Here is a 25,641-nt window from a genome sequence, read left to right as displayed (position 1 = left end):
AAAACCATGAATTATTGGGCTCTTTCCCAAGTGATCTTTGTTTCATTTGTTTTTTTCTTTCCTTTTGCCAGCACCTTGCCGTTTTCTTGTTTCACGGTGATGTTCAGGTCGTAAAAGGAATAGAGGGCGCCAAGGCTATCATTTTCTGGTTTGTGCAGGTTGTTTTCTTTTTCAGTTGATGCCCCAATGGCCAGCGTCTTGGCAAAGTTTAAACCGATGACTTCAGCATAATCACTATTGGTATCAGAGGAAGCTGTCACGTTTAAAGAAATGACTTTTTTCTTTTGATCAACGGTGATCGCTGTGTCTTTTACGAGCTTAGACTGCTCCATCACCTCTTTCGTTTCATTTTGAATGCGCTCATTAATTGTAGGAAGTGCCTTAGATTCTGTTTTTTGTTCTTTTGTCGTATTCGAGCAAGCTGCTAGAATGAAGAGACTTGCAACTAGACTCATGAAAACAAGTAGACTTTTTCTCACGTTCGTTCTCCTTTTTTCTTCGAAGTATATATGCTTATGTTACCATGAATCCTTGTTTTGATTAAAAGAGAAGTGTTGATAAGCTGTGAACAATAAAAAGCACCCAAAACTGGGCGCTTTTTTCTTATTGTGCTGAAAGGGTTGTACTAAGTGGAATAGAAGAATGTACCGTGAATTTAGGAGACGGCGCACCTGATTCTAGATTTTTACGCAACAATGAGGATTTGACGGTTCCATCCCATTTTTTATAGACGCTTCCTGATGTATCTGCACGAAGCTGTACATTCGAGAAGCTTGCTTGTGAGTAGCTGTTTGCCCCATTATCCTGAACGCCGTGTACCATTTTGACAACATCAAGGTTTTTCAGACGGCTGGGTTTGAAAACAGGCTGCTTGTAGCGCAATTTCCCATTGACATATAGTGACACCGTGCCATCACCATTGTTGATGAGCTTTAAGTTGACACGTGCGCCATCCTTAATACTCTTATCGTATTCACTGTTCCAGTATTGACTGCCGCCTTGTGAGCCGCTGCCAAGAAAAACCTTATAGCCAGAAGACGTTTTTGAAATACCGCTCTCTACAACGGCAGAGCCAAGACCGAGATACCAGTCAGCATATCCATTTTTAATCGTCGCTGTTTTCGGAAGCACAATATCAGCAGAGATACCTGACCATCTGGCTTCATCCGTTTGTGTCACAATCGCACCGTGACGGGGACCAGCTGCTGAGGCAGGTAGACCTAAAAGCATCAAAATGAAGGCCAAACTCACACTCAAAGCGATGAACCACTTTTTCATAAAAATTCCTCCTTAAATTTGATTCACTTTTATTATATAAAATGAAAGAGAGGGGCTGCTTACATTGTTCTGGCTGATTTTGGTATTTTTTGTGAACGAAATCGGTCATAAAGTGGTCAACTTGTATTCGAATTGTAATGTGACTGTAAAATAACTGGGTGCATCTTCATGTATAATAAGTGCAGAAACCAAATACGGAGGATTTTTTAATGAATAAAAAGCTTATCGCGACAATCGTAACAGTAGCTAGTTTATTTTTAGCGTTTAGTTTCTCACATGGAGCAAGTGCAAAAAAAGTAAGCGGCAATATTACTTGGTATAATGGTGTCGGTAAAAAAGGCGCAGATGGAAAAAAACTCGGTCATTGGGATGCAGCAACTAAAATGGGATTTGACGTACCGAAAAAAGGTACAAAACTAAGAGTGACAACAAAAGCGAAACCACATAAAGTGATTACAGTATATAAATATGATGTTGGTAGAATGCCAAACGCTGTATTAGACGTAAGTCCGAAAGCATTCAAAGCACTTGGGTATAAAACAAGTAAAGGTGTCGTAAAAGGGCATTACACTTATTAATACATAGGCATGCAAAGAAGCGGGAAAAGTTCATTTTCTGGCTTCTTTTCTTGTAGAGAGGGTCTGAAAGGCAATGAAAAAATCAACATGGTGGATCATCACGGTCATTGGAGTCGCAGTGATTGCGGCAGTCATTTTCTTCATGATGAAGCCGGATCAAGAGGCGAAACATGTGGGGAAAGTTAAAACGAATCAAGACGCAAAAGACGAATTGCTTGTTTCATTTACAGATCGGCAGCTAAACAATACATATTACCTGCACGATCGGGCGCTCCATACGGAAAAACTGACAGCCTATCCTTCGATTGCATATGATTCTACGAAACAACTTTTATATTACACGTATACGGATGAAGACACGCAAAAAGTGAGTATTCGGGAATTGAATGTGAAAAATGATCAAGAAAAAACGCTGTTTACTAGTGACGATTCAATCGACAGTATGAGGCTGTCTGGTGATGGAAAGCAGTTATTTCTAAGGTATAACAAGGATTCTGGGGAACAATTTTATGTCGCTTCTTTTGATTTGAAAAAACACAAGGTGAAGATGTTGTATCCAGAAAAAAGCAAGGATGATACGGTGAGTTCTTTTGCCTATGATCCGACTTCAAACCTTTTGGCTGTCCAGCATTATTCATTAAAAGAAGATTATCAGAAGACCGATGAAGCGAATGAAAAAGGGACGGATCCTGAACCAACGACCATGAAGATCACCCTTCAAACAGATGAGAAGGGAAAACGTATTGCACGGATCTCACAAACGATCAATGATATTTCATTTTCACCAGATCACAAGAAATTGATTTATACAGAGGTGAAGGTTCGAAACGAAAAAGAAATATCCTCTATTAAGATGCTTGATGTAGAAACGGGGAAAACGACGACACTCGTTAAAAACAGCCAGGATGTTCATATTTTAAGTGCTGCACAGCCGCAATTTTCTATGGATGGGACATCTGTTTATTTCTTAGGTGTTGCAAAGAACGCTAAGGAATTAAAGGATGACACTGGAAGAAAGGCGAAGGTAAGGACCATTTTTGAATATGATATTAAGAAGAAAACGGTAGAAACCGCTTGGGAGAAGGATGGCGGAATCATTAACAATTTCACTGTTAATCGATGAAGGATGCGTTCAGTTATTTTATATAACTGGACGTTTTTTTATTTTGTCATTTGATATGCCGGAGAATATGTGAATTCATGAAATGAAAGTCGTTTTTTAAAAAGAAAAACGAGGGGCATTTTCGTATTTTGCTGGTGTGACAGAGGAGAAGAAAGACAGTAAAATGAATGGAAATAAAAAAACGAGAGGACAGATGGCTTCTCGTTTTATCTTATTTGTTTGGTGTTTTCGTCTAGTAAGTTTTGAAAAATAAACAGGGCATTAATGGAATGAGGAAATCCAGCAACCTTTGTACAGTGCTTAATAATCTCCATGATCTCTATGACAGAGAGACCGATATGTAATGCTTGTTCAAAATGAGCCTTTAGTTCTTCATCACAATTGCCTTTTGTGATGAGGGCAGATAATGTGCTGATTGCCTTCTGTTTATCATCTAATATGAAGTGATTGAATTCTTTTTGTTCACCGAGTTCAATTGTTAGTTGTTCAATGTTTGACCGAATGCTCTCATTTTCATGAATTGAAAGCTTCTCCATGTTACCTGCCGCTGTTTCTTGTTTGATCTGGCAAGTCTCTTTTTCTTCATTCAAATTGAACTCCTCCGTTTTTTATCGCAATTTTCCATTTGTTTGTTCAATGTTCCTTATGTGCCTTTTGATAGATGTAATGGGTATATAGTAGTACTATCGGCTTGCTGCGTCAACTTTTTAAGTGTTGCATGTACAAATAAATGCCAATTCACGCGATACATTGTTCTATTTTCTAATGAATCAATGAAAAGGAAATAAAGGGCTAATGTAACAATGTCCGTTAGCCCTTCGCGATCATCTACTTAATGCATATTTCTAAGCATGTGAAGGAAGAATGGTTTCATTTTTACCGAATGATATCCATCGGCCGCATCATGTCATAATCTTCGTGCTCTAAAATATGACAATGCCACACATACCGTCCGCTGTATGGGACAAAGCGTGCGATGATTCGAATGACTTCACCGGCATGCGCCTGAATGGTGTCCTTGTAGCCTTGTTCATGTAAAGGAGGTGCTTCATTTGGTCCTGTATACACGATTTCTCCAGTCGACTGATAGATTTCTGTATCAAATGGTCTTCTGTCTATCACCCTGAATTGAACAAGGTGTAAATGAATGGGGTGCGTACCCCTTGTTGGGTTGACGATGGACCAAATCTCTACACTGCCAAGTCGAGGATTTTCCGTGACGGGATCATTCCAAAATTGATTATCTAGTAATAAAATAGGACGGCCATATTTATCCTGCGTGCCGCTAAGTGTGAGCGTACGTTCTTTATCAGCTCGACTTAGCCGAAGCGGTGGCAGCGGTTTGAAGATTGGACGTAATGATTTAGGTGCTCTCCCTTTTAGCGGACGTGTGACTTTAAACTGCATAATGTTCGCATCTGTTTCTGGATTCACTTCTTGGCCACATCCTGCTTTATTTTTTAGAATAATTGTTTTGTTTTCATAAGCTGAAAAGTCGATAATGACATCGAAACGTTCAGCAGGTGCAATGCTAAAGGACTTGTGATGAACAGGTCTTGGCAAAAAGCCGCCATCAGATCCAATTTGCAAGATCGTGGCATCGTTGTCTAAATGCAGCTCGTAAGTTCTTGTATTGGACGCATTTAACATGCGAAAACGGTATTTTCGTGGCTCTACTTCTAAATACGGCCATACCTTTCCATTAACCAAAATCGTTTCCCCGCAAAAAAAGGGACGATGGAGGGATCTGGAATGTCACTGTCCTCCGGCGTGTTGTTTGGTCTGCTTGGATAAAACAGTGCGCCATCCTCCTGAAACGTACGGTCCATGATCATTAAAGGAATGTCATACTCATCTTTCGGTAATTCTAACGACTTTTCAAACGCATCTGAGATTAAGTAAAACCCAGCTAAGCCGGCGTATACATTTAATCGTGTTAATGCCATTGCATGATCGTGATACCACAATGTGCATGCTTGCTGATGATTTGGGTATTCGTAAATCTGCCGTTCAAAGAAGGGGCCTGTCGCTTCAAAGTCTCGTGAAAACCAAGCCTCTGGATAACCGTCACTGCTTGCTGGTGTGACCCCGCCATGTAAATGAACGACGGTTTTGACTTCTGGTTCGTCATGATGGCCTTCGTGAATGGTGTGATCGACCGGCAGAAAATGCTTAAGCGGCAATTTGTTCATCCATTTTACTTTAACCTTTTCATTTCGATTTGCTTTAATGGTTGGACCAGGCAAACTGCCATTATAGGTCCATAGCTTAGTTGGGGGCAGGTCTCTATGAACTTTTAAGAACACTTCCTCCATGGCGATTTCATAATACGTTTGTCTTGGGTTCTTTTTGACGGGCTTCGCGACTTCTGGAATGGGCAGCTCGTCAATAAATTTTTCTAGGTTCATGTTCACTAATCCTCACTTCAAATCCAATTTGATACATTATAAGTGCGGACATTAAAATAGGTGAATAAAATAAAAAACCCGCTTTTCAGCGGGAGAATTAAGGGTGTTTATTTTCAAGCGCCGCATTTGCAGGCACTTTTTTATTCGGTTTAAAGATAAAATAAGCGGCTAGCACACCAAAGGTAATGATACTCGTCAAAATGAGCTGTGGTCTCATCGATTCGATAAACAGCATAGAGGCCAAAATTGCACAAATGACCAAAATGGTAAAGTACGTGAGGTATGGGAACAGCCACATTTTGATTTTGAGTTGTTCTGGATTTTCTTTTTCGAGTTTACGACGCATTCTTAATTGCGAAACGGCAATGACCAAGTAGACAAGAAGTGCGATAGCACCTGATGCATTGACAAGGAACAAAAAGATGGTTTCAGGATAAAAGTAGTTCATCATGACGGCAATATAGGAAAAGAAGGTCCCTGCGACTGTAGCCGCTACAGGAACACCACGCTTGCTGATTTTCATAAAGCGTTTTGGCGCTTCGCCTCTTTCCGCTAATGAATAAAGCATTCTGGACGTTGTGTACAAGCCGGAGTTTAAACAAGATAGAACAGCTGTTAAGACAATGACGTTCATCACCTGAGCGGCAGATGGGACGCCGATGTATTCTAATACCGCAACGAACGGGCTTGTTAAAATACTCGCTGAATCCCATGGAAGCAAGGTGACAACGACAGCGATCGATCCGACGTAGAAGATGATAATACGCCATACAACAGAACGAGTAGCTGTTGTAACAGATTTGACAGGGTCTGCTGATTCGCCGGCCGCAATTGCCACAATTTCGGTTCCCATGAAGGAAAAGATGACGACGACGATCCCGAGTAAAACAGAGCTGAATCCGTTTGGAAGGAAACCGCCGTTCCCCGTTAAATTCGCAAGACCTGCAGTATGATGACCGCCAAAACCAAAGATAAATGCAAAACCAATGAGGAGAAATAGAATAATGCTGACGACTTTAATTAATGAAAACCAATATTCAAATTCGCCAAAAGATTTAACAGAAAAGATATTTGTTAATGTTAAGAGGATTGTGAGGATAAGACTTGTGAGCCAAACAGGTGCATCTGCATACCAATATTGAATAATGGCAGCACCGGCAATGGCCTCGATGGCGATGACGATTACCCAGAAGAACCAGTAAAGCCAGCCGATTGTAAAACCAGCCCATGGGCCGATGGCGTCGCTTGCATATTGTGAGAAAGAACCGCTTGTCGGATAGGCACACGCCATTTCTCCAAGCATTCTCATAATAAAGATCACCAGAAGTCCGGCAAATGAATAGGAAAGAATGGATCCAGGCCCTGCAGAATGAATGACAGCGCCGCTACCAACAAATAGCCCTGCCCCAATGACCCCGGCAATGGAGATCATTGAAATATGTCTTGTCTTAAGGTTTTTTTGAAGACCGTTTGTCATGTTGGACATTTCTTTACCTCCAAACACTTCTCTTCGATAGAGAATTTGTTTTTAGAATATTTTAAATTTTATCATACTGAATTGTCATTCAGCATTGGACAGGTTATCAAACTGACATTTCAAACCTCTTAACATGATGTTAAAAAGTATAAAGGATTTGAGAGATTATGTTCCCTCTTTTTCCTCTGCTCATTCTTAAAAATAGTATAAGAGAGAAGAGGGGGAAGTTGTGTCATGAAATAAAAATATTCCGACAATTAATCGAAAGGGTGATTATGCTTATATGCAAATGTCGGAGTGTGTTGGAAAAAGGTTGATAGGAGTAGGTCTTGAGGTCAATTGACCTTATAAAAATAAGTTTGCTTAGGTCAACACATTTCTATGTACCCTATTTTGCTGACGCAAGCGAATCATGTTGCTGTAGACCCACACGGGCTTTGCTTTGTAAGATAAATAATAGAAAAGTGATGTGTGAGGAGGCTCTGTTCGACATGGAGCGCTATAACGAATTAAGACAAGGTGAAACAGGTGCTTGGGTCAGCATCATTGCCTATGTGATCTTATCTGCGGTGAAACTCATCATTGGATATGTGTTTCATTCAGAAGCTCTTTCGGCAGATGGATTGAATAATACGACAGATATTATTGCATCTCTTGCTGTATTGATTGGGCTGCGTATTTCTCAGAAGCCGCCTGATGAAGATCATCCATATGGTCATTTTAGAGCAGAAAATATTGCGTCACTTGTCGCTTCCTTTATTATGATGCTTGTTGGGTTTCAGGTTCTGCTGAGTGCAGGCCAGTCGCTTTTCTCATCTGAGCATCAAACGCCTGATATGATTGCGGCTTGGACGGCAGCAGGAAGTGCTGTTGTGATGTACGGTGTGTATATATACAACCGCAATTTGTTCAAACGAATCAATAGCCAGGCACTTCATGCGGCAGCTGCTGATAATAAATCAGATGCGTACGTGAGCATCGGGACATTTATAGGGATCATCGCCTCCCAATTTCAGCTGGCATGGATTGATACGCTTGCTGCGTTTGTTATTGGCTTAATTATTTGTAAAACGGCGTGGGAGATTTTCAGAGATGCCTCTCATTCGTTAACTGACGGTTTTCATATAAAAGATATGTCAAAATATAAAGAGACCATTAAGGAGACACCAGGAGTGGGCGATTTGAAAGATATTAAGGCCCGTTATCTTGGAAGCACGGTCCATGTGGATGTAGTCGTTGAGGTAGAGCCGCATTTGAACATTGCAGAAAGCCATGATATTGCAGATGAAATCGAACGTAGAATGAAAAAAGAACATGATATTTTACATTCTCATGTTCATATGGAGCCAGCAAGTGCGCCTAAAGAAGAGAAGAAGTCTTTTCCATCGTGAGAAGGCTTCCTTTCTTTTTCTGACGTGCTGATGTTTTATGCAAACGCGCGTTGTATGGTAAAGTTAGACTATATGAAAATTGCGGAAACGTGATAGGAGGATCAGGATGGCATTTGATGAACCAATGCATTCAGATGTACAAAAAATCTTAGATAACATCAATAAAGTCATGGTTGGGAAAAAAGACATTGCGATATTAAGCCTTGTGGCGATTTTGGCGAAGGGGCATGTGTTATTAGAGGATGTGCCTGGCGTTGGGAAGACGATGATGGTTCGTGCTTTGGCAAAATCAATTGGCTGTGAGTTCAAGCGAATCCAATTCACCCCTGACCTTTTGCCTTCAGATGTGACAGGTGTGTCGATTTATAATAAAAAGACAAAAGAATTTGAATTCAGGCAAGGACCGATTATGGGGCAGATTATTTTGGCGGATGAGATCAATCGGACCTCTCCTAAAACACAATCAGCACTGCTTGAAGCGATGGAAGAGGGCAGTGTCACAGTGGACGGAGAAACGATGCCGCTTGCGGATCCTTTCTTTGTCATGGCCACGCAAAACCCGGTGGAATATGAAGGAACCTATCCACTGCCAGAAGCGCAAATGGACCGGTTTTTATTCAAGCTGCAGATGGGGTATCCGACCATGCTGGAGGAGCTAGAAGTGCTCAACTTGCAGGAGAAGCAATCTCCGATCGATACGCTCCAGGCTGTGATGGAGAAGGAGCATATCCATGCTTTGCAGCAAGCAGTTCAGAAAGTGCATGTGGATGCATCTATTAAAGAATATATTGTCGAAATCGCCCAAGCGACGCGTCATCACCCATCTGTTTATTTAGGCGTTAGTCCAAGGGGATCGATTGCACTCATGAAAGCGGCTCAGGCTTATGCGCTTTTGAATCAGCGGGATTATGTGATTCCAGATGATGTACAGTATTTAGCGCCTTATACATGGCCGCATCGAATGATTTTGACGTCAGAAGCGACGTATGAAGGGAAGAAGGCTGAGACACTGCTGCGACAGCTGCTTGAGCAAATTGGCGTACCAGTTCAAAAGTCGATGACTCAATGAAGTCACAAGACCGTTTAGCTGTTTCATTATGGTTACGGGTGATCATGCTCATCATCCTCACTGTGGCAGCCTTTTGTTATGCCATGTTTCAGGGCGGCTTTGTGAGCTGGTTCCTTTTTTATGCATTTTTACCATATACTTTGTATGCTTTGCTGTTTGCGGTCGTTCCGCTTCGCGCGACAGCCAAAAGGACATTGCGGCACACTCGGTTGAAGGCTGGGGATGTGCTTTCGGTTGACCTTGAAATCAAGCGGACGAATCCATTTCCATACGTTTACGTTATTATCGAGGATGATCCGCCGTACACTTTTCACTTGCAGGAACAGATTGAAATGAAGCAAATGCTGTTTCCATGGTTTCGGAAAACGTGGCGATTTTCTTATCAATTGAATGATATCGTGCGGGGGGAGCACCATTTGACAGCAGTCAGAATCAAAACGGGTGATATGTTTGGTTTTGTTGAAAAAGAAGTGATCCTTCCGTTAGAGAAAAAGCTCCTTATCTATCCAAAAATGCTAGATCTTCCGGTGGAGTCTGCTGATTCAGTGAATGAAAATGGAGGCAAAGCCGTTCACTCTTGGTTAAATGAACCGACCAATGTGACAACAGGCGTGCGGGAATACCAGCAAGGAGACCGTTTTGCTTGGGTGGATTGGAAGACGACGGCCAGAAGAGGTCAGCTGATGACGAAGGAGTTTGAACAGAATCAGACAAAGGATCTTGTGGTGTTTGCCGATTTTACAGATGAAGCCGTTTTTGAAACCGTCGTGTCTATTGCAGCCTCTGTTCTCCAAACGGCTGTGAAAAAAGGGGTGCCGGCAGGTCTCGTTCCTTTTGGAGATCAACATGCATTTCGAGTGGACCAAGGAGAACTTCATTTGCAGGACATGCTTTATTATTTAACAAGAGTGCAGCATCAGCCTTCTCGCGCACTAGAATATAAACCGTTAACAGCTAGTGAGTACCAGTACAACGGAAAATATGTCATTACGGGTCAGCTGCATGAGGAGCTTGCTGCAAGTCTCTTTGGAAATCGAAATAGAAAGAACATCACTGTTCTTTTAGTGAAGAGAGCCGTGGATCGATTCACGACAAAAGAGAAACAGCTTGTAGACCGGCTTAAGGCATCTGGAATACGCACGACCGTTTTATTTGAAGACCGGCTGCACGAAAGAACTGTGAGGTGACAAACATTTATGCTGCATACGCATCAGCGGCAAAGCCGTTTTGAGTTGTTCATCTATTATGCTGTAGCATTTCTGCTGCTTTGGGAGTGGCTTCGACCGCTTCAAGATTTTACAGAGACGAGTCATACGTCTTATTTCATCATTTTTATAGGGCTTACATGTTTGTTTACATTCTTTCGTTTGAAGTGGTATGTGACGTTTCCTATTTGTACGGGCTTGATTTTGCTCGCCTTATATTTGATCTTTTATCAAGCAGAGCCAAGCTATCCGGCTGCATTATTTGCTGATATTAAAGATAATATCACCTTCATGAGCACAGGCATGTGGAGTGACATGTATCCCTCCTTCCGCACATTATTGTTTTATATTTTGCTATGGCTGCTTGTCTACTTGCTTCATTATTGGGTGGTCTATCAGCAGCGTATCTTTTTCTTTTTACTCATGACGATTGTATATGTCACGATTCTGGATACGTTCACACCATATGATGCGACCTTTGCGATCGTTCGTATTATGGTGTTTGGCTTTTGTTTGCTTGGGCTGCTGTATTTCGATCGACTGCGTTCGACTGAGGGTGTTCGGGTGTCGCAGAAGGCGCGCTTAAAGTGGTTTTTGCCTATGCTGGTGCTTGTTCTTCTGTCAGCGACACTCGGCGCTTCTTTGCCAAAGTCAGATCCGAAATGGCCTGATCCTGTCCCGTTTTTAAAGGCGGTGACGAATCAAGATGGTTCTGCTGGGCAGAATAAGGTGGGATATAGTGCAGATGATTCGTCGCTTGGCGGACCGTTTAGTGAGGACCGCACACCGGTCTTTAAATGGAGCGGGAAGGAGCCGTCTTACTTTCGTGTCGAAACAAAAAGCATCTACACCGGCAAGGGCTGGGAGGATGCTTCAAATGATACGAAGCCTACTCGGCTAAAGAATGATGATGTCCCGAATCGTTGGTTTACTAATCGTGTAAAAACAGAGGAGCACGAAACGAGAGTCGATATGGAATCGGATTATCGATTTAATCACGCCGTCTATCCAATTGGCACGATCACACTGATGCCAATGGAAAACATCCCGCTGCAAATGATGGGCAAGACGGAAAAAATTGTACCGTCTATTCAAAACCCGCCCAAAAATTTAGGGAACTATCAAGTCAGCTTCTTATCACCTACATTTATCCTTGAGGACTTACAGCGGATCAAAGTGCCGACTAAGAAGCAGGTGAATCAACAGGTCGGCCGTGAATACTTGCAGCTCCCTTCCTCATTGCCAGATCGTGTGAAAACATTGGCAAACAGCTTAACGGAAACAAAGGAGAATATGTATGACAAGGCAAAAGCGATTGAGGATTACTTAGGATCTGCGAAGTTTTCATATGAAACGCAAAATGTCGCCGTGCCTGGACGGAATGAAGATTATGTGGATCAATTTTTATTTGATACGATGATTGGCTACTGTGATAATTTTTCAACCTCTATGATTGTGATGCTTCGTTCGATCGGTATTCCGGCGAGATGGGTAAAAGGGTATACGTCTGGTCAGTTATATGAAACACAGATGGATGGAAACAATGTGTATGAAGTGACCAATAACAATGCGCATTCATGGGTAGAGGTCTATTTTCCAAACCGGGGCTGGGTGACCTTTGAACCGACAAAAGGGTTTACAAACCCAGAGACATTTACAAATGAAACCGCTGCTAGCGATCAAACGGATGATCAAAAGGAAGAAGAAGATCAGCCTAGTTCTGATGCAAGCGAAGATCAGCAGCCGCAGCAGGAGAAGGAGCAGCCGGCAGAGCCAAAGGAACAAACAGCTCAAACAAAGCCAAGTATGGTGCATGTTGGTTCGATCTTGGGGTATGCGGGAGGTGCTGTCGTCCTTCTTGGTTTCATCAGCTGGGTGCTTTATCGATTCAGGGCAAGATGGCTGCCATTCTTTATTGTACGAAAGGTGAAACGTCTGCCAGATGAGGAGGCATTCTTCTATGCGTACGCTGCCCTATTAAAGCAGCTGAAGCGCAGAAGGATCGAGAAGAAGCCAGGCATGACGTTAAGAGAATTCGCTTCTGCGATGGATAGCAAGGATGGAGATCGTCACATGTCAGAGCTGACACAGCTTTATGAGCGGGCGCTCTATCGACGAGAAGATGCATCAGCGCTTTGGCGGCAATCCGCAAAGTTATGGGAAAATTTAATAAACAGGAGATAGTCTTGACCGCGTACCTTCCTGTTGTTAGAATAGGTGAATATTAAAACCTTCTAAAATACATGAAATTGAAGCGTTCGGATGTGAGTCTGGGCGCTTCAAAAGCGTGATTTCACACTGAGAGCAGGTTTTCTCCTCTCATTTTTTCTGTGCGTTTATAAAAACTATATTGGACATAGAGGTGACACCATGACAAATTTAGTAAATGAAATGATTTTGGTTCTCGATTTCGGCAGTCAGTACAATCAGCTGATCACACGCCGTATTCGTGAATTTGGTGTGTACAGTGAGCTTCATCCGCACACTTTAACTGCTGAAGAAATTAAAGAAATGGCGCCTAAAGGAATCATCCTTTCTGGCGGACCGAACAGTGTGTATGATGAAGGATCTTTCCGCTGTGATGAAAAAATTTTTGATCTAGGCATTCCGGTTCTAGGCATTTGCTACGGCATGCAGCTCATGACTCACTATTTAGGCGGGAAAGTAGAAGCGGCCAGCCAGCGTGAATATGGGAAAGCAGATATCCACATTAACGGAACACCTGCTTTATTCAAAGACCTTCCGAATGACCAAGTCGTTTGGATGAGCCATGGTGACCTTGTCGTTGAAGTGCCAGAAGGCTTTACAGTGGATGCAACAAGTGCACATTGTCCAAACTCAGCGATGAGCTTTGCTGAGAAGAACTTCTATGGCGTACAGTTCCATCCAGAGGTTCGTCACTCTGAGTACGGCAACGACCTATTGAAAAACTTTGTCTTCGGCGTGTGTGATTGTGATGGCAAATGGTCAATGGAGAACTTCATTGAAATCGAAATGCAAAAAATCCGTGAAACAGTGGGCGACAAACAAGTATTGTGCGCACTAAGCGGCGGTGTTGATTCATCTGTTGTAGCGGTATTGATCCACAAAGCAATCGGTGATCAGCTGACATGTATCTTCGTTGACCACGGTCTTCTTCGTAAAGGCGAAGCAGAAGGGGTTATGAAGACATTTAGCGAAGGTTTCAACATGAACGTGATTAAAGTAGATGCGAAAGATCGTTTCTTAAACAAGCTAAAAGGTGTATCTGATCCTGAGCAAAAACGTAAAATCATCGGTAACGAATTCATCTATGTATTCGATGATGAATCGGACAAGCTAAAAGGAATTGACTACTTAGCACAAGGAACACTTTACACAGATATCATTGAGAGCGGAACAGCAACGGCACAAACAATCAAATCTCACCACAACGTAGGTGGTCTTCCAGAAGACATGCAGTTCGAATTGATTGAGCCTTTGAATACACTATTCAAGGATGAAGTCCGAGCCCTAGGTTCAGAGCTTGGCATTCCTGACGACATCGTCTGGAGACAGCCATTCCCAGGTCCAGGACTAGGTATCCGTGTATTAGGTGAAATTTCTGAAGAAAAACTAGAAATCGTTCGTGAATCTGATGCCATTCTTCGCGAAGAAATTGCGAACTTCGGCCTAGAGCGCGACATCTGGCAATACTTCACCGTTCTTCCAGACATCCGCAGCGTAGGTGTGATGGGTGACGCAAGAACATACGACTACACAATCGGCATCCGTGCTGTTACGTCTATTGACGGTATGACAAGTGACTGGGCAAGAATCCCTTGGGATGTGCTTGAGAAGATCTCAACTCGTATTGTGAATGAAGTGAAGCATATTAACCGTGTGGTGTATGATATTACGAGTAAGCCGCCTGCTACAATCGAGTGGGAGTAGACTTCCAAGAATTGAATGATTAAAGGTGCTGAGAAAGCAGTCGTATCAAAGGTTTGAACAGTTTGTGTGTTGATAGGGTACTATTCATCCGCAGCAATCTTTTTTCAAAATGAGACTCTCGTTTATTCACATTATTTGTGAAAAAAGGAGGGTCTTTTTTATGACTGAAATTACAGAACTACTAGATGATTTTAAAATGAAAAAGATCATCATCATTAGGATAAGCCGCGAGTCAAGATCGTGGCTTATCTTTTTGTGTTTTCCCATGTTCGGAGCAGGTGCATTTAAGTACACTCACCTAACATAGTGCATAGGATAATTTGATAAACTGTGAAGGGATTGAGAAAAATGTATTACTATCCAAATATGTATCCATATCAATATCCTTATTATGTTCATGTACCAATGAATAACTATGATAGACAGTCTGTTTATTGGAATATTCCTGTTGAGGGACATGCAAACAGTTCTTTTCGTTTTTCCAATGGTGATGCTGCAAGCATTTTATCAAAAGATTATGGAGCAGAACCGTTTGCCGTTAATATCAATGAGGCTACAAAGAAAAACAATACGTACCGTACCGCCTTATGGACAGGAACTCATTTGCAAGTTACCTTAATGAGTCTCAATGCTGGCGAAGATATCGGGTTGGAAATGCACCCTAACGTTGACCAATTCTTACGTGTTGAACAAGGTCAGGGGATTGTTCAAATGGGCAAAAGGAAAGATAAATTAAATTTTAGAAGAAATATCTATGATGATACTGCAATACTGATACCTGCTGGAACATGGCACAATGTAACCAATACAGGTAATGTTCCGCTTAAACTTTATTCAATATATGCTCCTCCTAACCACCCGTTTGGTACTATTCATGTAACAAAGGCAGATGCAGTGGCTGCGGAAGAAGGTGACGGTCACGGCAATGAAAATACAGTTATTTTTGGCAGAACTCCAGATGAATGGATAAAGCACACGGAATTTTTGGTAAACGAAGGGTTAGAGGATGTTAAAAAAGGAATAAATGCTACACACATTCTCCAAGAATTTATTCTAATGGGCGTTCTTGTAGGAAAAGGGTATTCTCCCGAAAATGCATATGAAACAGTAGAAGAATGGGAACGTACAGGAGAATCCAAACTTCTTCAGAAAAGTAAAAAATATGTAGGATTAGAGTAAATGCATATAGTGAGGAGAAAAAAACTCTTGATAAAAGATTTACTTAACCTTTAGGTTCTACTATTTTTAACAATACAAAAGGAGTATGATTCCATAAATATAATCATACTCCTTTTTCTGTATTTAAAACTAATGAAAAAAGGATTACATTGGAAAATTATTCGTGTAAATTGACATCATTACACCTTCACCTAAAAGGTTCCTGAGAGACCTCTTTCAAATGCTGCAAGATGATTCAAAGAGGCGTTACGAAGTTGTGAAAAAACTGTTCTCATATCGTTAGGGATATCAAATGATAAAAATCTTTCATACATAGAAATATTGTCTATTTCCCCTTGAACGCCAGCAGCGTATGCTGCCTTAATGTTTTCTGGAGTTGAAACGAATGATTGTGATATATCCACAGGTAAAGGAACTTGATAACGTTCAAATAGAGGTAACAACGCATTTATATGTCTCATTTCGGCTTCTTTTATTTGCGCAAATGTACGAATATATCCAAAAGATCCTAGAATATTGTCATATCTTGCTTGTGCCAAGTATTCGTCTTGAAGGGCATAAGTCAGCATTTGAGGTACGGACAATGTGGATGCACTTAACGCTCCTTTAGCACCGTAATTTTCAACTTGCCGATTAGTGTGTGTTACCTTTGAATGTTGAAAAAAAAACAAAAACCATACAGCGTGATTTTGTTCATCTGCTGCTGCACGCCGAAATCTATCTTTAATAGTAACATCATGTGCCTTATCTGCGATATCTAAATAAAAATCAACCGCTTCTTGTTCATCTTTAAAGGCAAATTCGATTCCTGCTCTATACTTATCTGGACATTCCTCACTGATTTTAAAAGTTGGCTGCCTGCCTGTTAGATTTCTATAAATTCTGCTGAACTCTTCAAGATGGCGCCTTTCATCTTTTTGTATCTCAAGTATTTTGTTTCTTTCATCCTGTGTAGGTGCTTGTTTGGCTAACTTTTCATAACAAGCAACAGCACTATACTCTGCATTAATTGCTTTCTGAATATCATTTACAAGTTGAGTGTCATTTGTTGTACGATCATAGTTATTATCATAAAGACCATAATGATTGAAGTTTTGATTTGAATACATGATTGTCCTCCTTCTGTTTAATTGTCAACGTATCTTATGTCTTATACATAGGTAGGTGTGCAAGATCAATTATCGGAGGAATAGTAAGTTAGAGAAATTGGAGGTTTCTTACTTTTGTTTTGGATTGAATCTGGAGCATATTATGAAGCCTACTGTGAAGTTCCGTGTTAATTTGTTGGTGGATACAGAAACCAGGCTCATCCACACAAGCATTCTTTAAATTTCCGATACTTTAAATAAAAATATCTCGGCCATTCAGCCAAGCTACTCTTCATCAAAATACGTATCCCACTCATAGTCCTGAATTTTATAAAATTCATTCACTGTCTATTCTTCATCGTTGTTCACTTAAGGTTGAAGGAAATATATTTAGACGAACTTTTTCCAACATCCTAATGGTTTAAAGAATTCAAATAGTGAATGCATCGTAACATCCCAATAATCTTGAGAAAACAAATAACGACCCGAATTCATCCAATGTGGTAATACGGTGAAATTTCCAATGCAGTGGGTGAGAGTAGCGAATTTTTTAAACTCATCTTTGATATGAACATTAGAAGTTAATTTTTTGATTGAAAGTCGTTATAAACGAATTCATTGGTTCTCCGCGGAGCAAATTATAACGGTCTAAATAAGCTTTGATTCTACAGTTGGATCACTTTCTGTCCCTCAAAGTAATTGATAAATATAAATCTCCACAATATCACCGCAAGAATAAGCAAGGTGACACATTGAATCGATAGTAATAGCAATTGCAACGCTATAGGTGTAGAGCCATTTGTTATTTGATCCACGATATTATGAACCGCGTGCCATAGGATGACCCATTGCAGGCTACCAGTGAGCGCTACGATTTCGGCTGCAACGAATCCAAATAAAAAGGCGAATAGGATTTGTGCCACTGTTAAGGTGATGCTTTTTCCGCTTAGTAGATTAGCAGAATGGCCGAGGCCGAATAATAGGGCAGAGCCCCACATGGCGATGCTCAGATTGATTCGTTTTAAATATTGGAACAGGATGCCCCGATAAATACCTTCTTCAAAAACACCGACACACACCATGAAGAAACAAAGTGCCATAAAGGAAGAAAGGGATAGATCTTTGTTTAATCCAGCGATAAACGGGATGGCCTCTATGAAAAAGATGGGAAATACCCACATACTGAGAGACCCTTTTCGAAATCCTATTTCTTTAAAGTGAAAGCGGCTTTTTTGAATGATCAATAGAAGAAAAAGACAGCCAGCCAGCATGGCACAGCCATTGATGATATAGATGTTCATTGGATTGGTTACTTCTTTAATGGATATGTAGACACCTGCACTCGTTGGGATGATTAAAGAAAACAGCAGTAAAAAAATGACTTTTCGAATGAGTGTAATGGGTTTCACTGATTGATTCCTCCTCTAATGTCAGAGTAGTGGAATCAATGAGGAGCTTCAAACAAATCTCCCTAACATGTAAATTTTTGACCCTAAGATGCACATTATGATGATGTTAGGTTCTTTCTTTGCTGTAACATCTCATTAATTTCCGCAGCGGTTGCTTGATCTTTTTTATACAATAGGAACTTGATCAAAAAGAATAAAGCCATAACGACAAGGAAATTCACAATGAACGAAAGGAGACTGATTTCACCGCTGATGATGATGATAGTTATCATTGTCATACACATCACAAGGACGATATATAAGGTTTGTTGAAAAAGAATCCGTTTATGGCTGTACATTTGTTTTGGGTACAACAAAAAGGTAAGTGCGCTTGAAAAAAAGGAACTGCAAATGATTGCTTGTAAAATATAGACGGTCATCGTTCCAAACGTGAAACAGTAAATCAACACCAGGGCTGTAAAGATCATACAAAATGTGATCAAAAGGTTTGTCATGTAACGTCTCATCTTGTTCACTTCCTCCGTAAACCAAGCTTCTCTTTTAATGTTTGAATATAAAAGCGTGAAATCATCACCTTTTCTTCATTTGTAAGCCTCGCTTCAAAACGCCCACTCGTTTTAGGGGAAATAGCGGCGATCTGATCAATATTAACAATCATTGATTTAGAAATCCGCACATAATCATGTGCTTCAAGCTGTTCTTCTAGTTCAAATAACTTTTCCTTTATGAGAAACTCCCCATTTGTTGTATACAAGAACGATCTTTTATCGACACTTTCTATATATAAAATGTCATGATAATAGACCTTTTCCACTCTTTCTTTCGCGGGGTCTTGTGCTAGGAAGAAAGGCGCTGATTGCTCCACTTGCTGGACAAGCTTTTCAATAGACGGGTTTAGCTCATAAATGTGAAAAGAAACATATTCTGATTGCGGTTTTTTAATGAAATGAATATCCGTTTTCATTTGTTTCTCCTCTGTCCATTAGGGTTTTATTCGTAATCTCTCTTCAAAATCGAATACATATACACATCATCGAATCCATTTTGACCAAGATCATACTCTCTTAATAAACCTTCTCTTACAAAATTAAAGCTCTCCAGTAATTGAACAGAGGACGTATTTGCTGGATCGATAATGGCTTCAATTCGATTCAGATTCATCTCCTGAAATCCATATCGTAACACCGCAGCAATCGCTTCCTTCATAATGCCTTTTCTAATTCATAGCCAATTTCCGTACGGCGGTGCTGTTTTTCTAGATTGAGAAAGCCGCAGCTGCCAATGATGGCTGGGTTTTCTTTTAAAGAAATGCCCCACCGGATGCCTGTTTGTTCTTTGAAGATATTGTCATACCACTTGATTTCTCCTTTTGTGTCTTCAAGTGATTCATGAGCAATGATTCCCATATAGCGGCACACGGTTTCATTTGATAAGTAGATGTGCATATCCTCAGCATCTGCGATCGTTGCTTGTTTTAAGATTAGTCTTTCGGTATGTATCGTTGGAAATGATGGTGGAAAGGTGATTTTGTTCATTCGTTTAGCCTCCATGCGATGTGTTTTGTTCTGAACATTCCTTTAATAAGTTTCTTCCATCATACCAAAAATTGAAATGTGTTCTATTGGTTTTCCTGTGTCTTTCGTTGGAGGCGTTGGTGTAAATAGAACGAATAACAAATCAACATCAACGCAACAAGGCTCGCTATACCGCCAATCCAGCTCAAATATGTGATCTTTGTATATTGGATGATCACGCCGCCCATTGACGATCCAAGCATCATGCCGATATTCATAATCGCTGTATTAAAGCTCAGCACGGTTTCTGATGCTTGGGGTTTAAGAGAGATTAGGTAAAACTGCTTCGCTGGGGTTGTCGTCCATGTAGCAATGCCCCATATGGCAAGCGTGATTAAGACACCGATAGCGGAGAATTGCGTAAAGAATAATGTAAAGAGAGCGAACATCTGGATCATGATGCTGATCGAGATGGTTCGGTTTGGCCCCCATTGATCAACGGCGAAGCCGCCAAATCGTGAGCCAATAAAAGCAGCTATTCCTAAAATGAGTAAGGCGATACTTGTCATTTCAAGAGAAAAGCCGGCGGTCTGTCGTAGTAATGGGGAGATATAAGCGAATACCATCGTGTAGCCTAAGATCCAAAAGGCGGTTGTGGCTAAGCCGCTGATCACCCTGCGGTCTTGAAGGATGTGTAATTGCTGCTTCAATGGCAGATGTGAATGTCCCTCCATGCGTGGCAGTAATTGATAAAGCAGTAATAAAAGACAAGCAGTACCTAGTGCAATGATGAGAAAAATATAGTGCCAATCCACATGCCCCGATAGAAATGTGCCAATAGGGACACCAAGTACAAGTGACACTGTAAACCCAGTAATGACCGTTGCCATCGCACTTCCCTTTTTTTCTGGAGGGGCGATCTGTGCTGCATAATTTGTGGCGACCACAATATATAAGCCGCCACTCATGGCCATGATGATCCGAGATAGCAGGAGCAGCACAAAGTGATGGCTAAAAAAGGCGACCACATTGCCTAAAATAAACACAAAAATAGCCGATAACAGAACCTTTTTTCGGTTCAATTTTGACGTTGCCATGACTAAAAAGAGAGCGCCTACTGCATAAAAGAGAGAGTAAACGGTGATAAGCTGCCCGGCAGAAGGAATGGAGATGTGTAAATCAGCAGCAATTATATCTAGAATACCTGACACGACGAATTCTGAAGTGCCTGTGACAAATGAACCGACAGCTAAAAGAATAATCAATAACTGGTGAGATGTGTTTTTCATTTTTGAACCCTTCCTTCATTTTGATACGTTGTATTCAGTTTAAATTCCGTGCTAACATAAGTAAAATTGATGTTTTTCATGAAGGAGATGAGTAAATACTCATGAGCTTTGTTCGTTTTGACATTATTGCGAAAGTGGTTGAGCTAGGAAGTTTTACAGCCACTGCTGAAGCATTAAATATGACGCAGTCCGCAGTGAGTCATGCTGTGGCAAGTTTAGAAGCGGAGTGGGGTGTTTCTTTATTCATTCGTGACAGAAAAAAAGGAATTATGCTGACGGACATTGGTCAAACGCTTCTCCCGCATATAAGAGAAGTGTTAAATAGAGTGGAGAAGATCCAGCAAGAAATTGCGTTAACGAAAAATATTGAAACGGGCTTGATTCGTATCGGGACATTTGCCAGTGCATCGGCTTGTTTATTACCGAAATTGCTTGTGAGCTATCAGAAAAAGCATCCGAAGATTGAATTCAAGTTTTATGAAGGGACGTATGAAGAAATATTGGAGTGGCTGGATTCTGGCATCATTGATGTTGGATTTGTTGTGAAAGGCAATGCGGATGATGCCTTTGATTTGCTGCCACTCATCAAAGATGAGATGGTGGTCGCCTATCACTCCAATCATCGATTTCAACAGCAGCCCATTGTAAAAATAACAGATTTAGCGGATGAAGCGTTTATTATGCCGACCGGTATGTATCAATCGCATGTAGAGGATATTTTTTCAGAGGCTCAAATCAAGCCAGCTACTTTATTTGAGGTGCATGATTGTACGACCATTGCCCGTATGGTCGGGGAAGGACTCGGTGTCACGATAGGCCCCGAGCTATTTTTGAAAACGCAGCAGCATGTGCAGATTAGTCAGCTGAATGTGTCGCATCATCGTGAGGTGGCGCTCGCCTGTCCATCTCTCTCTCATGCTTCTCCTGCGGTGAAAGAGTTTTTCCATGTAGCCGATGCGGTTTTTGCATAGGAGAGGAATTCAGAGAAGGGTGTATAAAGAACTAGATGCGATTTTCCAATTTCGTGTAATAAGACGAATGAAGCGGACATTTTTTTGAAAATTGTTCGCTTTTCGTATTGTGTTTTAAAAATGAAGTTGGTACAATAGACACAGAAATCAAATAGATAGAAGTCGTATAATCGCGGGGATATGGCCCGCAAGTTTCTACCAAGCTACCGTAAATGGCTTGACTACGTCAATTCACACTCGTTTGATATAAATCATGCATTGTTCTTGTTTGATGTCACGGTCTGAATTCACAATTGTAGTCAAGCGTCCCAAACTGTTGGGGCGTTTTTTATTTGACTTGTGAATGGGACAGACTAAAGCAAAAGGACATGAAGGGAGTCAGTTGGCTTTGAAACAGTTTTTTCAGTTTGATGAGTTAGGAACGAATTATCGCAGAGAGATCATCGGCGGTTTAACGACATTTTTGTCGATGGCTTACATCTTGTTTGTCAATCCGGTCACACTTGCTTTAGTGGCAGTACCGGATTTTCCAGATAAATTACGAATTGACCAGGGGGCTGTCTTTACAGCTACGGCATTAGCCTCTGCCGCAGGGTGTATCCTGATGGGATTGATCGCCAGGTATCCGATCGCGATTGCACCGGGTATGGGATTGAATGCCTTCTTCGCCTTCTCGGTTGTTCTTGGCATGGGCATCACATGGGAAGCAGCACTTTCTGGTGTGTTTGTTTCAGGATTGATCTTTGTTGCCCTTTCTTTAACAGGTTTCCGTGAAAAAATCATCAATGCCATTCCGGCTGAGCTGAAGCTGGCGGTTGGTGCGGGTATTGGTTTGTTCATTACGTTTGTCGGTCTGCAGGGCTCTGGCATTATCGCCAATAATGATAATACACTCGTTTCGATTGGAAACATTCATAGTGGTCCTGTTCTGTTGACGGTGTTTGGTATCGTAGTGACCGTTATTTTAATGGTTCTTCGAGTGAATGCAGGTGTCTTCATTGGGATGCTTGTGACCGCTATTGCAGGGATGCTTGTTGGTCTTGTACCAGTGCCGACGCAAATTGTGGGAAGTATTCCAAGTTTGTCTCCAACCTTTGGGCAAGCCTTGATTCATTTGCCAGACATTTTCTCGGTTCAAATGCTTGTCGTGATTTTAACGTTCTTATTCGTTGGGTTCTTTGATACAGCGGGTACGCTTGTGGCTGTTGCAACCCAAGCTGGTTTAATGAAAAATAATGAGCTGCCGCGTGCAGGAAGAGCACTTCTGGCGGATTCTTCTTCTATTGTTGTAGGTTCTGTCCTTGGAACATCGACGACAACGTCTTATGTTGAATCCAGCTCAGGTGTTGCTGCTGGTGCTCGTTCTGGATTTGCAGCGGTCGTGACAGGTATTTTTTTCTTGCTTGCGATGTTCTTCTCGCCGCTTTTATCAATCGTTACACCGAATGTGACAGCACCTGCTTTAATCATTGTCGGTGCATTGATGGTAGCTCCGCTAGCGAAAATTGCCTGGGATCGTTTTGAAATTGCTGTACCAGCCTTCTTAACGATGATTATGATGCCACTCACATACAGCATTGCGACAGGAATTGCGATTGGTTTCATTTTCTACCCGATTACAATGATCTTTAAAGGAAAAGCAAAAGAAGTGCATCCAATTATGTACGGATTGTTTGTCATCTTTATTCTTTACTTTGCGTTCTTAAATCATTAATTGTTCGCCTAAAACAGCAGCTCATGGAAGCTGCTGTTTTTTTGTTTTGTCTTATTTTCTTGCCATTTTAAAACCTCTGCTGCCTTTTATCCGTCTATTCATATGAAAGTCAAGGCGTCTTGACTGAACAGAGAGACTCCGCTACTTTAAGAGGAGTTATCCGAACAGGTCATTCGTATGAGCCTGTAAGGATTGTGCTGGATAGGAGTTGATATGAGATGTTAGAGAAAGATCAAGAGCAAAGTACATCAGAATTAAAAAATGAAGAGCCATCAATAGATCAAGAAACAAGACAATCCCGCCTCAGCAGAAGCGCGGCAAAACGTGGAAGAACTTCAAAGGCAGCAGCGGATGATGAGCGTTCTTTCATTCAGCGTATGCTGCAAGGCGTAGGCGGCGCGTTTAAGCGCTATGGCTCATATGGACTGGCGATGTTGAAATCACCGAGTCGAGCAATCAATCAAGCGGAAACGCTGCGCATGAAGTACGCCTGGATTTCAATTGTGTTATTCAGCGTGTGTTTTGCTTTAGGTAACTATGTTCAATTAAAGGCGTCAAAGACCCGTTTATTAGGCTTTGGTATTCATTATTCTTTTGGCGACGCCTTTTTGAGGGTAGCTGTCTTTACACTCATCCTGTTGACATTGATGATGCTCACGGTTTGGGTGCTTGGGAAGTACATGCTGAAAGGGAACATATCGCTGAAAGAAGTGATCATGAAATTTGGGGCAGCGCTTGTGCCAGTGCTTCTTTTATCCATCCTTTGGCTTGTATTTGCCATGCTGAATATTCCATATGTGACCGTCATGTTATCTGTAATGATGTTTTTTGGTCTCCAGTTAATAGCTGTAGTGCTCTTTCGTTCCATTCAATCGGAGCATGAAGCCGTACGTGGAGATTTGATGTATGCTGGCTGGGCATTTTTATTGGTTGAGCTGATCATCATTGCACTGCTGTGGAGCATTGTTGGGGAGTATTTGATTCCATCACTTGTTCCTGTCCGGTTTGGATAAAATATTTGTGAAAACCTCCTTTTTTCGAAAAGGAGGTTTTCATGTTGAGAAGAGGAAAAAACGGGTAAACTCTTGGTAACAAAGGCCACCCTTGTTGTCGAAAGATATATGTGTTTTTATCGCGCAAATTTGATTGTATCAAGGTTTGTTCTCTAGTAGAATATGGGGTGCTTTATTTGATTTTTAGTGCAGGGGGTTCAAATCGTGCTTCAACAACTTTTATCCAATGCGTTCACCATGGTTTTGATCATTTTAGTCATTAATATTGTCTATGTCTCTTTCTCCACCATGCGATTGATTTTAACAATGAAAGGCAGACGGTACGCAGCAGCTTTTGCTGGTACGGTTGAGATGCTCATTTATGTGATTGGGTTAAGCATTGTGCTAGATAACTTAGACCAAGTACAAAATGTTCTTGCGTATGCACTAGGTTATGGGATTGGGATCATTGTCGGGATGAAAATTGAAGAGAAGCTGGCACTTGGCTACATTACTGTGAACGTGATTACAAAAGAATTGGATCTTGATCTCCCAAGACAACTGAGGGAAAAAGGATATGGTGTCACAACCTGGGCAGCAGGCGGTCTTGAAGGAGACCGGTCAGCAATGCAAATTTTAACACCGAGAAAATATGAACTGCAATTATATGAAACGATTAAAACGCTTGATTCAAAGGCGTTTATCATCTCATATGAGCCCAAATCGATTCACGGCGGCTTCTGGGTGAAGGCTGTGAAGAAAAGGAGAATTAAAGAATGACCGCAAAACCAAAGAAGAAGAAATTCTACGTGGAAGACAACATGACAATCGACCAAGTGTTGGCCCAAATGGCAGAGGAAGGCTATTCGCCTGTCCGTCGAATGGAGGAGCCGATCTTTCAGGAAAAGAAGGAAAATGGGTCGATTCAGATCATTCCGATTGGGAAAAAAATCGTATTTGAAGGAAAAATAGTCTAAACACGAACATTAAAACGACGACTTCATAGATTGTTCGATAAATCCGTTGACATCATGAACATCCGTT

21 protein-coding genes, 2 pseudogenes and 1 riboswitch are annotated in these 25,641 nt (G+C 41.3%); of the genes and pseudogenes, 13 read left to right on the top strand and 10 right to left on the bottom strand.

Annotated elements, in window-relative coordinates; translation table 11 throughout:
- Positions 1–11 precede the first annotated feature (11 nt).
- The gene (locus R0K30_RS10330) at positions 12–479 is read right to left on the bottom strand and encodes a hypothetical protein (protein ID WP_106048633.1); all 468 of its coding nucleotides are present in this window, start codon (positions 477–479) and stop codon (positions 12–14) included.
- A 124-nt stretch (positions 480–603) separates the two neighbouring features.
- Positions 604–1,278 (bottom strand): hypothetical protein, encoded by a 675-nt coding sequence (locus tag R0K30_RS10325; protein WP_410610540.1) that lies wholly within the window; start codon positions 1,276–1,278, stop codon positions 604–606.
- Between the two features lie 209 nt (positions 1,279–1,487).
- Between R0K30_RS10325 and R0K30_RS10320 the strand changes: the two genes are divergently transcribed.
- Entirely contained in the window at positions 1,488–1,856 is a 369-nt protein-coding gene (locus R0K30_RS10320) for an RlpA-like double-psi beta-barrel domain-containing protein (RefSeq protein ID WP_003213878.1), read from the top strand.
- Positions 1,857–1,929: 73 nt separating this feature from the next.
- Positions 1,930–2,979, top strand: a complete 1,050-nt coding sequence (locus tag R0K30_RS10315) for a hypothetical protein (protein ID WP_256499345.1) — start codon at positions 1,930–1,932, stop codon at positions 2,977–2,979.
- A gap of 206 nt (positions 2,980–3,185) precedes the next feature.
- Here R0K30_RS10315 and R0K30_RS10310 read toward each other — a convergent pair whose 3' ends face one another.
- The 3 genes and pseudogenes from R0K30_RS10310 to gabP form a co-directional block, all read right to left on the bottom strand.
- On the bottom strand, positions 3,186–3,569 hold the full coding sequence (locus R0K30_RS10310; RefSeq protein ID WP_099727414.1) for a carboxymuconolactone decarboxylase family protein: 384 nt from the start codon (positions 3,567–3,569) through the stop codon (positions 3,186–3,188).
- A 286-nt stretch (positions 3,570–3,855) separates the two neighbouring features.
- Positions 3,856–5,387: pseudogene (locus tag R0K30_RS10305) on the bottom strand (multicopper oxidase family protein).
- 97 nt (positions 5,388–5,484) lie between these two features.
- The gene (gene gabP, locus R0K30_RS10300) at positions 5,485–6,873 is read right to left on the bottom strand and encodes a GABA permease (RefSeq protein WP_099727412.1); all 1,389 of its coding nucleotides are present in this window, start codon (positions 6,871–6,873) and stop codon (positions 5,485–5,487) included.
- Between the two features lie 482 nt (positions 6,874–7,355).
- On the opposite strand from gabP, the gene R0K30_RS10295 reads away from it, so the two are divergent.
- The 6 genes from R0K30_RS10295 to R0K30_RS10270 all read left to right on the top strand — a co-directional run bounded on the left by R0K30_RS10295 (position 7,356) and on the right by R0K30_RS10270 (position 15,620).
- Positions 7,356–8,255, top strand: coding sequence for a cation diffusion facilitator family transporter (locus R0K30_RS10295; protein ID WP_410610536.1), 900 nt, complete (start codon positions 7,356–7,358; stop codon positions 8,253–8,255).
- A gap of 106 nt (positions 8,256–8,361) precedes the next feature.
- Positions 8,362–9,324: an AAA family ATPase gene (locus R0K30_RS10290; protein WP_410610534.1), complete on the top strand. Its 963-nt coding sequence runs from the start codon at positions 8,362–8,364 to the stop codon at positions 9,322–9,324.
- A complete protein-coding gene (locus R0K30_RS10285) occupies positions 9,321–10,511 on the top strand; it encodes a DUF58 domain-containing protein (RefSeq protein ID WP_410610532.1) in 1,191 nt (396 codons plus the stop codon). Before R0K30_RS10290 ends, R0K30_RS10285 begins: the two co-directional genes overlap by 4 nt.
- Positions 10,512–10,520: 9 nt before the next feature.
- Positions 10,521–12,713, top strand: coding sequence for a transglutaminase TgpA family protein (locus R0K30_RS10280; RefSeq protein ID WP_410610530.1), 2,193 nt, complete (start codon positions 10,521–10,523; stop codon positions 12,711–12,713).
- 186 nt (positions 12,714–12,899) lie between these two features.
- A complete protein-coding gene (gene guaA / locus R0K30_RS10275; protein WP_249705239.1) occupies positions 12,900–14,441 on the top strand; it encodes a glutamine-hydrolyzing GMP synthase in 1,542 nt (513 codons plus the stop codon).
- Between the two features lie 348 nt (positions 14,442–14,789).
- Positions 14,790–15,620, top strand: a complete 831-nt coding sequence (locus R0K30_RS10270) for a cupin domain-containing protein (RefSeq protein WP_327925309.1) — start codon at positions 14,790–14,792, stop codon at positions 15,618–15,620.
- Between the two features lie 191 nt (positions 15,621–15,811).
- Here the strand turns inward: R0K30_RS10270 and R0K30_RS10265 are convergent, their stop codons facing one another.
- From R0K30_RS10265 to R0K30_RS10245, 5 genes and pseudogenes are all read right to left on the bottom strand, one after another.
- A complete protein-coding gene (locus R0K30_RS10265; protein WP_410610527.1) occupies positions 15,812–16,729 on the bottom strand; it encodes a ferritin family protein in 918 nt (305 codons plus the stop codon).
- A 644-nt stretch (positions 16,730–17,373) separates the two neighbouring features.
- Positions 17,374–18,117, bottom strand: a complete 744-nt coding sequence (locus R0K30_RS10260) for a CPBP family intramembrane glutamic endopeptidase (RefSeq protein WP_410610525.1) — start codon at positions 18,115–18,117, stop codon at positions 17,374–17,376.
- Between the two features lie 511 nt (positions 18,118–18,628).
- Entirely contained in the window at positions 18,629–19,081 is a 453-nt protein-coding gene (locus R0K30_RS10255; protein WP_410610523.1) for a LytTR family DNA-binding domain-containing protein, read from the bottom strand.
- A 26-nt stretch (positions 19,082–19,107) separates the two neighbouring features.
- A pseudogene (locus R0K30_RS10250) lies at positions 19,108–19,652 on the bottom strand (GNAT family N-acetyltransferase).
- Positions 19,653–19,735: 83 nt separating this feature from the next.
- Entirely contained in the window at positions 19,736–20,920 is a 1,185-nt protein-coding gene (locus tag R0K30_RS10245) for an MFS transporter (RefSeq protein WP_410610521.1), read from the bottom strand.
- 101 nt (positions 20,921–21,021) lie between these two features.
- Between R0K30_RS10245 and R0K30_RS10240 the strand changes: the two genes are divergently transcribed.
- The 5 genes from R0K30_RS10240 to R0K30_RS10220 all read left to right on the top strand — a co-directional run bounded on the left by R0K30_RS10240 (position 21,022) and on the right by R0K30_RS10220 (position 25,574).
- The gene (locus R0K30_RS10240; protein ID WP_410610519.1) at positions 21,022–21,891 is read left to right on the top strand and encodes a LysR family transcriptional regulator; all 870 of its coding nucleotides are present in this window, start codon (positions 21,022–21,024) and stop codon (positions 21,889–21,891) included.
- A gap of 142 nt (positions 21,892–22,033) precedes the next feature.
- Positions 22,034–22,135: riboswitch (purine riboswitch) on the top strand.
- Between the two features lie 144 nt (positions 22,136–22,279).
- Complete coding sequence (locus R0K30_RS10235; protein WP_099727435.1) at positions 22,280–23,605, top strand: NCS2 family permease; 1,326 nt, start codon at positions 22,280–22,282, stop codon at positions 23,603–23,605.
- A 218-nt stretch (positions 23,606–23,823) separates the two neighbouring features.
- A complete protein-coding gene (locus R0K30_RS10230) occupies positions 23,824–24,618 on the top strand; it encodes a hypothetical protein (RefSeq protein ID WP_410610516.1) in 795 nt (264 codons plus the stop codon).
- Between the two features lie 204 nt (positions 24,619–24,822).
- Positions 24,823–25,377: a DUF2179 domain-containing protein gene (locus R0K30_RS10225; protein ID WP_034320274.1), complete on the top strand. Its 555-nt coding sequence runs from the start codon at positions 24,823–24,825 to the stop codon at positions 25,375–25,377.
- Positions 25,374–25,574, top strand: a complete 201-nt coding sequence (locus tag R0K30_RS10220; protein ID WP_230031509.1) for an NETI motif-containing protein — start codon at positions 25,374–25,376, stop codon at positions 25,572–25,574. The genes R0K30_RS10225 and R0K30_RS10220 overlap by 4 nt, the downstream gene beginning before the upstream one ends.
- The last annotated feature ends 67 nt before the right edge of the window (positions 25,575–25,641 follow it).

The sequence above is a fragment of the Bacillus sp. SIMBA_154 genome (genome assembly GCF_046536015.1).
In the GTDB taxonomy this organism is placed as follows: domain Bacteria; phylum Bacillota; class Bacilli; order Bacillales; family Bacillaceae; genus Bacillus; species Bacillus pumilus_P.
Note: the sequence above shows the minus strand (reverse complement) of the source record. Positions and strands in the feature narration are given on the sequence as shown.

What these genes read in the sequence shown, in the direction of transcription:
- R0K30_RS10325 (WP_410610540.1), bottom strand. Translation starts at nt 1,278, where the DNA reads ATGAAAAAGTGGTTCATCGCTTTGAGTGTGAGTTTGGCCTTCATTTTG.
- R0K30_RS10320 (WP_003213878.1), top strand. Translation starts at nt 1,488, where the DNA reads ATGAATAAAAAGCTTATCGCGACAATCGTAACAGTAGCTAGTTTATTT.
- R0K30_RS10315 (WP_256499345.1), top strand. Translation starts at nt 1,930, where the DNA reads ATGAAAAAATCAACATGGTGGATCATCACGGTCATTGGAGTCGCAGTG.
- gabP (WP_099727412.1), bottom strand. Translation starts at nt 6,873, where the DNA reads ATGTCCAACATGACAAACGGTCTTCAAAAAAACCTTAAGACAAGACAT.
- R0K30_RS10295 (WP_410610536.1), top strand. Translation starts at nt 7,356, where the DNA reads ATGGAGCGCTATAACGAATTAAGACAAGGTGAAACAGGTGCTTGGGTC.
- R0K30_RS10290 (WP_410610534.1), top strand. Translation starts at nt 8,362, where the DNA reads ATGGCATTTGATGAACCAATGCATTCAGATGTACAAAAAATCTTAGAT.
- R0K30_RS10285 (WP_410610532.1), top strand. Translation starts at nt 9,321, where the DNA reads ATGAAGTCACAAGACCGTTTAGCTGTTTCATTATGGTTACGGGTGATC.
- R0K30_RS10280 (WP_410610530.1), top strand. Translation starts at nt 10,521, where the DNA reads ATGCTGCATACGCATCAGCGGCAAAGCCGTTTTGAGTTGTTCATCTAT.
- guaA (WP_249705239.1), top strand. Translation starts at nt 12,900, where the DNA reads ATGACAAATTTAGTAAATGAAATGATTTTGGTTCTCGATTTCGGCAGT.
- R0K30_RS10270 (WP_327925309.1), top strand. Translation starts at nt 14,790, where the DNA reads ATGTATTACTATCCAAATATGTATCCATATCAATATCCTTATTATGTT.
- R0K30_RS10265 (WP_410610527.1), bottom strand. Translation starts at nt 16,729, where the DNA reads ATGTATTCAAATCAAAACTTCAATCATTATGGTCTTTATGATAATAAC.
- R0K30_RS10255 (WP_410610523.1), bottom strand. Translation starts at nt 19,081, where the DNA reads ATGAAAACGGATATTCATTTCATTAAAAAACCGCAATCAGAATATGTT.
- R0K30_RS10245 (WP_410610521.1), bottom strand. Translation starts at nt 20,920, where the DNA reads ATGAAAAACACATCTCACCAGTTATTGATTATTCTTTTAGCTGTCGGT.
- R0K30_RS10240 (WP_410610519.1), top strand. Translation starts at nt 21,022, where the DNA reads ATGAGCTTTGTTCGTTTTGACATTATTGCGAAAGTGGTTGAGCTAGGA.
- R0K30_RS10230 (WP_410610516.1), top strand. Translation starts at nt 23,824, where the DNA reads ATGTTAGAGAAAGATCAAGAGCAAAGTACATCAGAATTAAAAAATGAA.
- R0K30_RS10220 (WP_230031509.1), top strand. Translation starts at nt 25,374, where the DNA reads ATGACCGCAAAACCAAAGAAGAAGAAATTCTACGTGGAAGACAACATG.